This window comes from Halorussus litoreus, from assembly GCF_003382685.1.
Lineage (GTDB): Archaea > Halobacteriota > Halobacteria > Halobacteriales > Haladaptataceae > Halorussus > Halorussus litoreus.
This window is the reverse complement of the sequence record NZ_KZ859509.1, coordinates 1-13,329: the sequence shown is the minus strand read 5'-3', so window position 1 is coordinate 13,329 and position 13,329 is coordinate 1. Positions and strand designations below refer to the sequence as shown.

Below are 13,329 nucleotides of genomic sequence, written 5' to 3'. Positions count from 1 at the left end.
CGACCGATGACGGAACCGGCGCGGTACCGACTCGGGCGCGGGCGGCAGCGGTAGTCACCGCTGCCGCCCGCGCCCGTTTTTCGTGCGCCAGTTCGGCCGAACTAGCCTCGCGCGCCAATCCGACTAGCCACCGGACCGGACCGACCGACTAGCCACTGGACCGGACCGACCGATTCTTACCCGGCGGGGACCTACACTGACGTGATGGACGCGCCGCTGTGGACCGAACGCTACGCGCCCGAGCTGGCCGACCTCCCGCAGCCGGAGGTCCGCGACTACCTCCAGAAGGCCGTCGACGACCCGATCAACCTCGTGCTGTACGGCCCGTCCGGCGCGGGCAAGACCGCGGCCGTGCGTGCGCTGGCCCGCGCGGCCCACGAGGACCCGGACAACGACCTCGTGGAGATCAACGTCGCGGACTTCTTCGGCATGACCAAGAAGGAGATCGCCAACGATCCGCGCTTCGCGTCGTTCATCGACAGCAAGCGCAAGCGCAACTCCTCGAAGGCCGACCTCATCAACCACGTGCTCAAGGAGTCGGCGAGCTACTCGCCGGTCGCGGGCAGCTACAAGACCGTGGTGCTGGACAACGCCGAGGCCATCCGCGAGGACTTCCAGCAGGCGCTCCGGCGGGTGATGGAGCGCCACCACGAGGCGACCCAGTTCGTCATCACCACGCGCCAGCCCACGAAGCTCATCCCGCCGATCAAGTCCCGCTGTTTCCCGGTCGCCGTGCGCGCGCCGACCGTCGAGGAGATCGTGACGGTGCTCGAACGCATCGTCGAGGCCGAGGGGGTCGCATACGACGAGAACGGCCTCGAATACGTCGCGGGCTACGCCAACGGCGACCTCCGGAAGGCCATCCTCGGCGCGCAGACCACCGCCGAGCAGGAGGGCGAGGTCACGATGAACGCCGCCTACGAGGTGCTGGGCGACGTGGGCGCACAGAGCACCGTCGAGGCGATGCTGGACGACGCCGAGGCCGGACAGTTCCAGGACGCCCGCAAGACGCTCGACGACCTGCTCGTCGACGAGGGGTTCAGCGGCGAGGAGGTGCTGCGGGAGATTCTCGACGTGGCGCACGCCGGCCGATACACCGGCGAGGAGTTGGCCGAGGTGACCCGGCTCGCGGGCGAGGTCGACGCGGACCTCGCGGAGGGGGCCAACGACCGGGTTCACGTCGCGCACCTGCTCGCGGAACTCGGAGCGAAGGGCGAGGCGTAGGATTTCGACTGAGGCACGGGCGGAGCCCTGCTAACAGTTGGTAGCTTGTCCTCCGGAAACTCGAAAGTTCCTACGATTCTGTTTCGCCGTCGAACATGCCATCGTAGAGTTCGTCTCTCCACGAGTACGACCGATAGATGATCAACGTCGCGAGTGTCACGCAGAGGAAGCCGACCCACCAGAGGAGCCCGAGCAGAAGTGCCGACCCAACTACGTGCTGATAGTTTATCGCGAGGCCCGCCAGAGCGGGTGCCAAAATCATCACCGTGTGCCCCAAGCTCCGGAGCCTGATGGCCTGCTCTTTGTACTCCTCGAGCGCCACCGAACTGTCCCACTGCGGAGCGTCCTCTGGTTCGTGAAGGTTTTGGAGAAACGGCTCTATCTCGTGGACGCAGAAGTGGCCCAACGAGCCGATGAGGGCGTTGTGCTGGGAGACTATCGTTGCGACGCCCAGCGCGAGAAACGGGAGGACGAGCATGATTTCTTTTCCTGCTCCACTACTGCCTAGGGCAACGCCCGCGATCGTCCCGACGCCGCCCAGATAGAAGAGCAGAACGTTGTCCCTGAGACGGATTCGCTGGATCAACTCGCGTCTGGCGCTCTCGTAGTACGTCCGTGCAGAATCGCCTCGACTCATGGGTCAATCGTTCAACTGTCGACGACTCCAATGTTTCGCTGTTTCCGCGACGAATATAAATCGAGCAGTCGTGCGAACGGGTACGTCACCGAAGTCCGGGATCGTCGACGCCATCGAGCACGACGATATGCCGATCGAGCGACCGGTGAACCCGGCGCTCGAACTCGCCCTCGACCGTCCAGCCCTGCTCGCGAGCCTCGCTCGCCCACGAGCGGTCGCCGACCACGACCGTCCGGTCCGCGACCCGGCGAGCCTCCGCGAGCGCGCCCGCGACGAGGTCGTCGAGGTCGAGGTTGGCGATCTTCGACTGGCGGCCGTACGGCGCGTCGAATACGACCGCGTCGACCGAGTCGTCGGGGAACGGCAGGTGGGTGGCGTCGCCCTGTAGGGTGGTCCACTCGCCCAAGGCCCGGGAGTCCGAGTCGAGATACTGCGCCAGATTCTCCGCCGCGCCGCGAGCCATCTTTCGCTGGGCGTCCGCGCCGTAGGCGGTCGCGCCAACGAGCCCCGCCTCGATGAGGACGCCGCCTGTCCCGCACATCGGGTCGAGCAGCGTCGCGCCGGGCCGACCCCCCGCGAGGTTCACCAGCGCGCGGGCGAGCAGGGGGTCCATCCCGCCGGGCTGGAAGAACGGTCGATCCGTGGGCCTCCGGGTGCCGTAGTCGCGGACGCTCTCGACTTCGAGCCAGCCGAGCAGGCACGCGTCGTCGGCGAAGATCGCCCGGAGTTCGTGGTCGGGATCGTCGAGGTCCACCGCGAATCCCCTGTCGACGAGCACCTGCCCGAGTTCGCGCTCGGCGCGCTGCGTGTCGATTCCGGCGGTGTCGCGCACGTCGCGGGCGCGGACGGCGACGGTCGCCTCCTCGTCGTTCCTGAACCCCTCGCGGTCGATTTTTACGGCGTCGAGCAGCGCGCGTGCCGACTCGACGCTGGCGTCCGTGCGCCCGACCAGTTCGCTAGCGCGGCGGGTGTAGGCCAGATTTCGGACGCGGTCGGTGACCGCCGACGCGGTGGCGAGCCCCGGCGCGACGACTTCGACGCCGGTCGCGGCGCTCGCGGCTTCGGCGGCAGCGAACCGGTCGTCCTCGCCGGCGAGTTCGAGCGCGTACACGACTTCTCGGAGGCGGTGGGCGACCTTGGGGATTTCGTCTCGCCGGGAGGCGCTGGCGGGCCCGCACCGCGCCGCACCCGGCGCGTCAGTCATTATAAACCCACCAGCCACCTGTCAGCCCCGAGTACCAACCTTTATAAACCTTAAATACGACATTTAAGTCGCACATGACCGACCCAAAGGAGACCATCAACATTGAAAACGTGGTCGCCTCCACCGGAATCGGACAGGAACTCGACCTCCAGAGCGTCGCCATGGACCTGGAGGGGGCCGACTACGACCCCGAGCAGTTCCCCGGTCTCGTCTACCGAACGCAGAACCCCAAGTCCGCGGCACTCATCTTCCGGTCGGGCAAGATCGTCTGTACCGGCGCGAAGAGCACGGCCGACGTTCACGAGAGCCTCGAAATCGTCTTCGACAAGCTCCGCGAGCTCCAGATCGACGTGAACGAGGACCCCGAGATCGTCGTCCAGAACATCGTCACCTCGGCGGACCTCGGTCGGAACCTCAACCTCAACGCCATCGCCATCGGTCTCGGACTGGAGAACATCGAGTACGAGCCCGAGCAGTTCCCCGGACTGGTCTACCGGCTCGACGAACCCGAAGTCGTCGCGCTGCTGTTCGGCTCGGGCAAGCTGGTCATCACCGGCGGGAAGAAGCCCGAGGACGCCGAGCAGGCGGTCGACAAGATCGTCTCGCGGCTCGAAGAGCTCGGCCTGCTGGAGTAGCGCGGGCGAACAGAAGGCTGAATTTACCCGTTTTTCGGCAAGAGGAGAGTCCACAACTGTCCTCGGCAACAGATTTATGCTCTCTATCCCGTAAGAAATCGGTACGGGAAGGATGACTCTCGATGAAGCCCTCGAAGGGATAGACGAGAAGTACAATCTCGGCCGTAGCGAGACGGCCGAGAAGATCGCACGCTCGATGGCTCACCTCCGGGACTGAATTTCGCGTCTGATAGCGTCGGCGAACTCCCCTCTATCGATGCCGGACGTTCCGGTCAGTCGTTCGTCGTTAGTTCTGGAACGTAATCTCTCCACGAACGCCGACGTTCGCTGCTCGTGAATCCGAGCGTACTTCGACAGTGCCTCGTGCGGATACAGATCTAGCTCGAACTCTGCGAGTGGAACGTCTACGTCGCCCTTTCGGCGGACAACGTCGCAACCGAACTGCGAGAGATGACCGAAGAGTCCGACGTTACGACGAACCGTCAGCAATCTTTTGGGGTCGACGACGAAGTCGTCTACCCACGCATGCCACGTCTCGTCGTCGGTCACGAGAGACGGGAGTTCGTAGGTGGGGCCGGTCACCGCATTCACGTAGCTCTCGTACATACTGAGTGCAGTACGGTGATTCGCGTTCGGAAGGGCGTGACAGAGCACGAGATTCGACGCTAGCTGTGCGCCAACCTGCGACGCTGTTCCAGACCAGTGGACTCTATCGAGCGCGTCCGGCACTCGCTCGATGTCGATCTCCTTGTACGCATCGAGCGAATCCGCTTCAGTCTCCGACTGCCCGTCCCTGATAGTCCGAAATATGCCGAGGAAGTTTCGGACGATGACTCGTGTGTCCGGCGTCATTTTGGCGAACGCAGCGTCGAACCCGTACTCGATCTCGCCAGCGTCGTCTACATCGTTCGTCTTCGCGTAGATTCCGTATACCGTTTCGTCGAGGTCGTACGACCGAACCCGCGTCTCGGTCGCCTTCTCGTAGGAGTCGAGTCGGTCGTCGATTTTCTCCCTGTCTGGATTCACGAAGTCCAACGAGAACTGGTCGTCGTCGGGATGATAGTAGTAGACGGGATTGCCGGTCATCGCTCGCTCCAATTTGTTCGTCGTCCCGTAATACTATTCCCAAAATAGTCTATACTGCTCGCGCGACGAATCGCTACTTCCTTGCCCCTTCCCTTCCGAATCACGGACAGAACATGGCAGTCCCCGTCGTCGCGCTCGTCGGCACGTTCCTGTTGGCGGTGCTGTTCTACGGCGTCACCATGCACATCGCCGCGCGGTACGTCCTCGGCGACGTGCCAATCGTGCGGGCGTTCGCGGTCGGGCTCGTCCCGGCGGTCATCTCCTTCGCGCTGCAGGCGTACGGCCCGGCGGTCGTCATCGCCGTGACCGCCAGTGCGGACTTCTTCGCCATCCGGGCTGTGTACCGGCTCCGGTACCGGACCGCGGCCGTCGTGACGCTGGCCCACTACACCGTGGCCGCGCTCGTGGGCATCACGATCTTCAATCTAGTTCGGCTGCTCTCGACCGCGCCGACGTGATGCGGGTCTTGCAGTTCCGGTCAGCAGCAGTGCACCCCGGTCTGAACCCCCCGGCTACAAGTCCGCGCTCGCCCTTCCCCCGGACATGCACCTCTCGGACGCCACGTGGACCGACGCCGACGCGGCCGCGACCGACCTCGCGATTCTGCCAGTGGGCAGCACCGAACAGCACGGGCCGCACGCACCGTTGGGGACCGACGCGATCACCGCCGAGGCGGTCGCGGAGGCGGGTGCCGAGGTCTACGAGCGCGAGTCGGACGGGAGCGAGACGGACGACCAAGCGGTAGTCGTCGCGCCGCCGATTCCCGTCGGCGTGGCCGCCGAGCACCGCCAGTTCACGGGGACGCTGTGGGTGAGCGAGGACACGTTCCGGGATTACGTCCGCGAGACGGTCGCCAGCCTCGCGCACCACGGCTGGGATCGCGTGGTGCTGGTGAACGGTCACGGCGGGAACGTGAGCGCGCTCCGGGAGGTTGCGGGTACCATCACCCGCGAAGACGCGGCCTACGCGGTCCCGTTCACGTGGTTCGAGGCCGTTGGCGAGTACAGCGACGAGATGGGCCACGGCGGCCCGCTCGAAACCGCGCTGCTGCGCCACGTCGCGCCCGACCTCGTCCGCGAGGACCGCGTGGAGGAAGCGCGGGAGGGGGCGAGCGAGGGCTGGGGCGAGTGGGTCAGCTACGCGAATCTGGCGTTCGACTCGGCGGAGTTCACGGAGAACGGCGTGGTTGGCGACCCCACGGACGGGGACGCGGCGCTCGGCGAGGAACTGCTGGAGTTGGCCGCCGAGTCGCTGGCGGACCTGCTCGCGGCGGTGGAGCGTCGGGACGTTTCGCGACCACCGCACAAGTAACGCAACGTGAACTGATTTGCTCTTTCTGTCCGATTTCGTTTTGCTGACTCTCGTTCGGGTTGGATTAGCTGATCTTCTTCGACTCCGCTTGACTGACTAACCGCCCGGCGCGTGCTGGCGCGACCTCCGTGTCGCGCCAAAACGCGCGAGGGCTGAGTAGCGCAGGTCGGAGTGAAACGGAGACCGAGCAACGCAAGCGGTTGGGGGACGAGGTGCGGTCTCTCCTATGCCTCGGAAGTAGCTAGCTTCACTGAGCTTCCGGTCTTCGATTTGGTTTCGATGAAGCTAGCTACTGCCTCGACATATGAGAACCGCAACCGCGACCGCGAGCCTCACACCTCCCCAGCCTCCTGCGATGCTCACTCCCTCCGGTCGTTGCGCTTCTCGTCCCTCGCGCGCGTTGCTCGCGCGCGCTAACCACAAATGATTGGAACCGAGACTGAATATTGGAACCGAGACTGGTGGTGCTAAATGATGGCACCGAGACTGGGGCGTCGATTTCCCCGACTGCTCGAACAGACGAGTCTCGAAGTGACGAGAAAGAAGAACCCGCATCGTTTTAGTTCGACCTGCGCGTGAACCCGAGTATGATTCTCTCCGACTCGCTCCGGGGTGACCCGCTTGCCCGAGTCTGACGTGGGCGGTATCGTCGGCGAGTTCTTCGACCTGAAGGCCGAGACAGACGCCGACTTCCTCGTGATGCAGGTCGGGGACTTCTACGAGTTCTTCGGCGAGGACGCCGAGACGGTCGCTGACCTGCTCGACCTCAAGGTCTCGGAGAAGTCCTCGCACGGCTCCAGCTACCCGATGGCCGGCGTCCCTGTGGACAAGCTCACCCCGCACCTCAAGGGGCTGGTCGAGCGCGGCTACCGCGTCGCGGTCGCCGACCAGCACGAGACCGACGACGGCCACGCCCGCGAGATCACGCAGGTCGTGTCGCCCGGCACGCTGCTCGAAACCAGCGACGCCGACGCTCGCTATCTCGTCGCGGTGGTCCGGGCCGCGCCGGACCGCTACGGCCTCGCGTTCGCCGACGTGACGACCGGGCGCTTTCTCGTCACGGACGCCACCGGCGAGGACGCGGGTGGAGCCGACGACCGCGCCGATGCTGCCACCGACCGGGACGACGCCGCCATCGACCCCGCCGACGTCGCCACCGACCGCGCGCTCACGGAACTCTACCGGTTCGACCCCGTCGAGGTGCTGCCCGGTCCGGAGATCCGCAACGACGACGCCTTCCTCGAAGCGGTCCGCGAGCGCACCGACGCCACGCTGACGCTCCACCGCGCGGAGGCGTTCGCGCCCGGCCGGGCGACCCACGAGACGACGGCCCAGTTCGGCGCGGAGACGCTGGACAGCCTCGGCCTCGACGGTGAGCGAGGGGAGAACCCCGAGGTGCAGGCCGCTGGTGCGCTGCTCTCGTACGTCGAGGAGACCGGCACCGGCGTCACGTCGTCGATGACGCGCCTCCAGACCTTCGCGGGCGACGACCACGTGCGGCTCGACGCCACGACCCAGCGCAACCTCGAACTCACCGAGACGATGCAGGGCGACAGCGATGGGTCGCTGTTCTCGACCATCGACCACACCGCGACGAGTCCCGGCAAGCGCCGCCTGCGCGAGTGGATCCAGCGCCCCCGGCGCGACCTATCGACCCTCCGCGAGCGCGCGGACTCGGTCGCGGCGTTCGCGGACGCGGCGCTCGCCCGCGAGACGGTCCGGGACGTTCTCGACGGCGCGTACGACCTCGAACGGTTGGCGAGCAAGGCCGCTCACGGCAGTGCGGACGCCCGCGACCTCCTGCGGGTCCGGGAGACCTTAGCTCTGCTCCCCGAGGTCGCCGATGCCGTGGCCTCGGACCCCACCCTCGCGAGTTCACCGCTCGCTGACGTTCTCGACCGACCCGACCGCGAGGCCGCCGAGCGACTCCGCGAGTCGCTCGGCGGCCTCGCGGACGACCCGCCGGGGACCGTCACCGAGGGCGGGCTGTTCGCCCGCGGCTACGACGCCGACCTCGACGAGGTCATCGACCGCCACGAGGAGGTGCGGTCGTGGCTCGACGCGCTGCCCGACCGCGAGAAGCGCGAGACGGGGATCACCCACCTGCAGGTCGACCGCAACCGCACCGACGGCTACTACATCCAGGTCGGCCAGAGCGAGACGGAGAAGGTGCCCGACCGCTACGACCGGCTCAAGAGCCTGAAGAACTCCGAGCGATACACCACCGACGAGTTGGACGAGCGCGAGCGCGAGATCATGCGCTTGGAGGAACGGCGCGGCGAACTGGAGTACGACCTGTTCGCGGCCCTCCGCGAGCGAGTCGCCGAGCGGGCCGACCTCCTCCAGTCGGTGGGCCGCGCGCTCGCGACGGTCGATGCGCTCGCCAGCCTCGCGGTCCACGCGGTCGAGAACGACTGGGTCCGCCCTGACCTCCGGGAGTCGGGCGACCTCCGCATCGAGGCCGGTCGCCACCCCGTGGTGGAGCAGACCACCGAGTTCGTGCCCAACGACCTCCGGACGAGCCCGGACCGGCGGTTCCTCGTGGTCACCGGACCGAACATGTCGGGCAAGTCGACGTATATGCGACAGGCCGCGCTGATAACTCTGCTCGGCCAGATCGGGAGCTTCGTCCCGGCCGATGCGGCCGAGATCGGCCTCGTGGACGGCATCTACACCCGAGTCGGCGCGCTCGACGAACTCGCGCAGGGCCGCTCGACCTTCATGGTCGAGATGCAGGAACTCAGCAACATCCTCCACTCGGCGACCGACGAGTCGCTGGTGATCTTAGACGAGGTGGGCCGGGGCACCGCGACGTACGACGGCATCTCCATCGCGTGGGCCGCGACGGAGTACCTCCACAACGAGGTTCGGGCCACGACTCTCTTTGCCACCCACTACCACGAACTCACGACGCTCGCGGACCACCTCGACCGCGTGGAGAACGTCCACGTGGCGGTCGACGGCGAACCACCGGAAGCCAGCGACGGGGAGTCCCATCGACCCGAGCAGTCCCGCTCGGACGACGTGACCTTCCTCCGGACCGTCGAGGACGGGCCGACCGACCGCTCGTACGGCATCCACGTTGCGGACCTCGCGGGCGTCCCGGACCCGGTCGTCGAGCGCTCGCGCGACGTGCTCGGGAAGCTCCGGGCCGACGAGGCCATCGAGACCAAGGGCGGGAGTTCCGGCGGCACGAAACAGGTGGTCTTCGACGTTGGGAGCGGCGAACTGCGGACGGACAGGGAGGATACTGCGGAGCGCGACGGGGAGTCCGGTGAACCCGACGCGGAAGAACTCCGGGACAGATTCGGCGAGGATGCGGAGGCGGTGCTCGAAGAACTCACGGAGCTCTCGGTCGGCGAAACCGCGCCGGTGGAGTTACTGAATCGCGCGCAGGAGTGGCAGGAACGGCTGGATGACGACGACGGGAACAGCGAGCGGTGAGCGATTCTACGCCGACGTGAGTTTCCGGACCGCTCGGGCGGACGAGCGACCGAGTACCGCGAACGCCGCGACGCCTATCGGCCCAGCCACGACGATGCTGTCCGACGGTGCGAAGACGTCGAACAACATCAGCAGAACCGAGAACACCACTGCGACGAACAGCACGTGAAAGCCAATCCATACGTCCACCAGCAGTCCTTCTTGCCTCTGTGTCATAGTGAGTTCGTCGGCTATTGTCGCCGGTACGCCGTCCGAACCGGGAAAGCGACCCACTCGCCGCTACACGTCACTCCGACTCGGCAACCTCGTCGAGGTCGTACGCGCCGGGGTACTCGGGTGCTTTCTCGCCGTGCTTGCCCGACCACCGCTCCACGTCGAGTCGGTACACCGCGGTCCGGTCGATGGACTCCTCGGCCATCTCTTCGTAGTCCTGGCCCGCGCTCAAATGGGGCGCGAACTTCGCCATGAACCGTTCGAGGACGCCTCGCTTGGCCGCCGCGTCCTCGACCAGCCCGATCTCGCCATAGGCGACGACGCTGGTGTACTCGACGGTGAAGTTGACGGGTTCGTCCGCGGGGATGAATCGGCCCATCTCGCTTGTGGTGAAGCAGGCCTCTACTGTGGCCCTGTCATCATTGTCACCGCCAGCGCTCTCGCCGTCCACACTACCACCGTCCGCGACGATGCCGTACGCGCGGCCCGCCTGCGCGCCGTGGAGGTATATCGCGCCGTCCTCGTCGTCGTAGACGAACAGCTGCGTGACGAGGTGGGGCTGCCCGTCGTCCGCCAACCCGAGGACGCCCGACCGCTGAGCGTCGAGGAACGCGACGATCTCCTCGTCGTCGTCGACCGCCTTTCCCTGATACCGAATCGAGTCCGAGGCGTTCTCCGGCGCGTCGTCGTCCATGCGAACCATCAGCACGAACGCGAGGTTAACTGTTCGGATAGGGGGGACGTTTGCAAGCGGTGCCCGTTGGGAGGTGCCGGGCGCGAGCGGTCCGACGATGGCTCCACCAGGACGGGTCGTCGGGTCGAACTCCCCGTCGGCCCGACGGAAATATGGCTCCGGAGGTCCTGCCGACGAACGATGGTGGACACGCACGCGACGGTCACCTGTCCGGACTGCGACCTCGAGGAGACGTTCGAGAAGCTCGCGGCCGCCCGATCGCGCATCGAGAGCCACCGCGTCGAGACGGGTCACGAACCGACGTGGGAACTCGGCCGCCTCGACTCGGGAGTCGAACGCGCGGGTGACGAGGCGGGTGTCTGCGGTCGACCAGCGTGTACGGACCCGGACTCGCCGCTCCTCCGGGACGACCTGTGACCGACTGGGCGAATCCGCTCCTGAGAACGACGATTCACTGCGCACCCGGGAACGACCCACTGTGCATCCGCAGCTGACTCGCCCCGTATCCGGAAACGCCCCTCGCGCCTCCCGCGATGCCCCCCGTCTCTGCCGAATGGTGAATCCTTTTCCGCCCGTCGTCCGTACTCTCGACCGTCATGACCGACCTCGAAGCACTCGACCTCGACTTCGTCCAGCTCGGCGGCACGGGCCTGCAGACGAGCGAATTCCAGTTCGGCACGTGGCGGTTCGGCAAGGAGACCGAACAGGGCAACGTCGAGATCGGCGAGGACCGCGCCCACGACCTCCTCGACGGCTACGCGGCGGCCGGCGGGCGATACATCGACGCCGCGGACGTGTACGGCGGCGGCAAGGCCGAGGAGTGGATCGGCGACTGGCTCTCGGAGCGCGACCGCGAGCGCTACACCGTCGCCTCGAAGATATACTGGCAGATCCGGGAGGGCGACCCCAACAGCGGGGGCACCAACCGGAAGAACATCCGCCATCGCGTCGACGAGATTCTGGAGCGGCTCGGCACCGACTACGTCGACGTGCTGTACATCCACCGCTGGGACGACCAGACCTCCGCGCGCGAGATGATGAAGACGCTCAACCGCCTCGTCGAGGAGGGCAAGATCCACTACCTCGGCGCGTCGACCCTGCGACCCAACGCGTGGAAGGTCGCGAAAGCGAACGAGATCGCCCGCGCGGAGGGCTGGGAGCCGTTCACCCTGCTCCAGCCCCGCTACAACCTCGTCGACCGCGAGATCGAGGGCGACTACCTCGAGATGGCCCGCAGCGAGGACCTCGCGGTCTGCCCGTGGAGCCCGCTCGGACAGGGCTTCCTGACCGGCAAGTACGACCGCGAGGACGGGCTGACCGGCGAGTCGCGCGCGAGCGAGTCCAGCCGCTGGGAGGAGAACTACCTGACCGAGGAGAACTTCGACCTCCACGACGAACTCGACGCAGTGGCCGACGAGGTCGACGCCTCGCCCGCCCAGACCGCGCTCGCGTGGCTCTCCCACCGCGAGGGCGTGACCGCGCCCATCGTCGGCGCGCGCACCCTCGACCAGCTGGAGGAGAACCTCGCCGCGGCCGAGATCGACCTCTCCGACGAGCAGGTCGACCGACTCACCGAGGCGAAGGGCGGCCCGTACGCCGGACTCTGAGCCGGTCCCTACGCCGGACTCCGGGACGGTCCGCGACGAGGCACTTTTCACTCGTGGCTGTGACAGTGACGAACAGTGACGATGTACGCGCGACGCCAGTCGCTTTCGGAGGTAACGTGAGTGAGCGACCGAATCACGCGACTCGACGACGACACCGTCCGGAAGATCGCGGCCGGGGAGGTCGTCGAACGGCCAGCCTCGGTCGTGAAGGAACTGGTCGAGAACAGCCTCGACGCCGACGCCGACCGCATCGACGTGACAGTCGAGGCGGGCGGCACCGAGCGCATCGCGGTCAGCGACGACGGCGTCGGGATGAGCGAGGCCGACGTGCGCGCCGCGGTGCGCGAGCACACCACGAGCAAGCTCGGCGACCTCGACGACCTCGAATCCGGGGTCGCCACCCTCGGCTTCCGCGGTGAGGCGCTGTACACCATCGGCGCGGTCTCGCGGGTGACCATCACCACGAAGCCGCGAGCGAGCGATGACGGCGACGAACACGGCGACCCGAGCCGGCGAGCCACCGAACTCCGGATGGCCGGCGGCGACGTCGAGTCGGTCGGCCCTGCCGGGCGACCCGAGGGCACCACGGTCGAGGTCGCGGACCTGTTCTACAACACCCCCGCGCGTCGGAAGTACCTCAAGACCGAGACCACGGAGTTCTCCCACGTCAGCACGGTCGTCACCCGGTACGCGCTCGCCAACCCCGACGTGGCGGTGTCGCTGACCCACGACGACCGCGAGGTGTTCGCCACCTCGGGACGGGGCGACCTCCGGTCGGCGCTCCTGTCGGTGTACGGCCGCGAGGTCGCCACCTCGATGATCGAGGTGGAGGGGACGGACGGGGTAGAGGGGCCGGACAGCAGCATCTCGGTTTCGGGTTACGTCAGCGACCCCGAGACGACCCGGAGCAGCCGGGAGTACGTCTCGACCTACGTCAACGGCCGGTACGTGCGCTCGCCGGTCGTCCGCGAGGCGGTGCTGTCGGCGTACGGCGGCCAGCTCTCGACCGAGCGCTACCCGTTCGCGGTCCTGTTCGTGGAGGTGTCCCCGAGCGAGGTCGACGTGAACGTCCACCCCAGAAAGCTCGAATGCAGGTGGGACGACGAGGCGGCGGTCGGCGACGCGGTCGAGCGCGCGGTGACGTCGGCGTTGCTCGACCACGGCCTCGTCCGGTCGTCGGCCCCCCGCGGAAAGAGCACGCCCGACGAGGCAACGGTCGAACCCGAGCGGGACGATTCGGAGCAGGACGCTTCGAGCGGCGGGCTCGGCGGCGG

13 protein-coding genes are annotated in these 13,329 nt (G+C 66.9%); 8 read left to right on the top strand and 5 right to left on the bottom strand.

Translation table 11 applies throughout. The features are described 5' to 3' along the window. Window positions 1-204: 204 nt before the first annotated feature. Window positions 205-1,224, top strand: coding sequence for an AAA family ATPase (locus tag DPQ64_RS04150; RefSeq protein WP_115863100.1), 1,020 nt, complete (start codon window positions 205-207; stop codon window positions 1,222-1,224). 70 nt (window positions 1,225-1,294) lie between these two features. On the opposite strand, the gene DPQ64_RS04145 is transcribed toward DPQ64_RS04150, so the two are convergent. Then, window positions 1,295-1,861 carry a hypothetical protein gene (locus tag DPQ64_RS04145; RefSeq protein WP_115863099.1) on the bottom strand — a complete coding sequence of 189 codons (567 nt, stop codon included), beginning with the start codon at window positions 1,859-1,861 and terminating at the stop codon, window positions 1,295-1,297. A gap of 85 nt (window positions 1,862-1,946) precedes the next feature. Continuing rightward, a complete protein-coding gene (locus DPQ64_RS04140) occupies window positions 1,947-2,972 on the bottom strand; it encodes a methyltransferase domain-containing protein (RefSeq protein WP_115863190.1) in 1,026 nt (341 codons plus the stop codon). A gap of 167 nt (window positions 2,973-3,139) precedes the next feature. On the opposite strand from DPQ64_RS04140, the gene DPQ64_RS04135 reads away from it, so the two are divergent. Next, window positions 3,140-3,700: a TATA-box-binding protein gene (locus DPQ64_RS04135; RefSeq protein ID WP_115797963.1), complete on the top strand. Its 561-nt coding sequence runs from the start codon at window positions 3,140-3,142 to the stop codon at window positions 3,698-3,700. A 201-nt stretch (window positions 3,701-3,901) separates the two neighbouring features. Here the strand turns inward: DPQ64_RS04135 and DPQ64_RS04130 are convergent, their stop codons facing one another. Further along, window positions 3,902-4,786 (bottom strand): hypothetical protein, encoded by an 885-nt coding sequence (locus tag DPQ64_RS04130; RefSeq protein ID WP_115863098.1) that lies wholly within the window; start codon window positions 4,784-4,786, stop codon window positions 3,902-3,904. Window positions 4,787-4,899: 113 nt separating this feature from the next. Between DPQ64_RS04130 and DPQ64_RS04125 the strand changes: the two genes are divergently transcribed. The 3 genes from DPQ64_RS04125 (at window position 4,900) to mutS (ending at window position 9,541) form a co-directional block, all read left to right on the top strand. Continuing rightward, window positions 4,900-5,244, top strand: coding sequence for a DUF7473 family protein (locus DPQ64_RS04125; protein WP_115863097.1), 345 nt, complete (start codon window positions 4,900-4,902; stop codon window positions 5,242-5,244). 85 nt (window positions 5,245-5,329) lie between these two features. Then, window positions 5,330-6,097, top strand: coding sequence for a creatininase family protein (locus tag DPQ64_RS04120; protein ID WP_115863096.1), 768 nt, complete (start codon window positions 5,330-5,332; stop codon window positions 6,095-6,097). A 621-nt stretch (window positions 6,098-6,718) separates the two neighbouring features. Further along, window positions 6,719-9,541 carry a DNA mismatch repair protein MutS gene (mutS, locus tag DPQ64_RS04115; protein ID WP_115863095.1) on the top strand — a complete coding sequence of 941 codons (2,823 nt, stop codon included), beginning with the start codon at window positions 6,719-6,721 and terminating at the stop codon, window positions 9,539-9,541. Window positions 9,542-9,547: 6 nt separating this feature from the next. Here mutS and DPQ64_RS18555 read toward each other — a convergent pair whose 3' ends face one another. Further along, on the bottom strand, window positions 9,548-9,757 hold the full coding sequence (locus DPQ64_RS18555) for a hypothetical protein (RefSeq protein ID WP_157971578.1): 210 nt from the start codon (window positions 9,755-9,757) through the stop codon (window positions 9,548-9,550). Between the two features lie 70 nt (window positions 9,758-9,827). Continuing rightward, window positions 9,828-10,448, bottom strand: coding sequence for a pyridoxamine 5'-phosphate oxidase family protein (locus tag DPQ64_RS04110; protein ID WP_115863094.1), 621 nt, complete (start codon window positions 10,446-10,448; stop codon window positions 9,828-9,830). Window positions 10,449-10,628: 180 nt separating this feature from the next. On the opposite strand from DPQ64_RS04110, the gene DPQ64_RS04105 reads away from it, so the two are divergent. From DPQ64_RS04105 to mutL, 3 genes are all read left to right on the top strand, one after another. Beyond that, a complete protein-coding gene (locus DPQ64_RS04105) occupies window positions 10,629-10,865 on the top strand; it encodes a DUF7542 family protein (protein ID WP_115863093.1) in 237 nt (78 codons plus the stop codon). Window positions 10,866-11,044: 179 nt separating this feature from the next. After that, the gene (locus DPQ64_RS04100) at window positions 11,045-12,055 is read left to right on the top strand and encodes an aldo/keto reductase (protein WP_115863092.1); all 1,011 of its coding nucleotides are present in this window, start codon (window positions 11,045-11,047) and stop codon (window positions 12,053-12,055) included. Window positions 12,056-12,175: 120 nt separating this feature from the next. Further along, a partial coding sequence (gene mutL / locus DPQ64_RS04095; RefSeq protein WP_115863091.1) for a DNA mismatch repair endonuclease MutL occupies window positions 12,176-13,329 on the top strand: 1,154 nt, incomplete at its 3' end.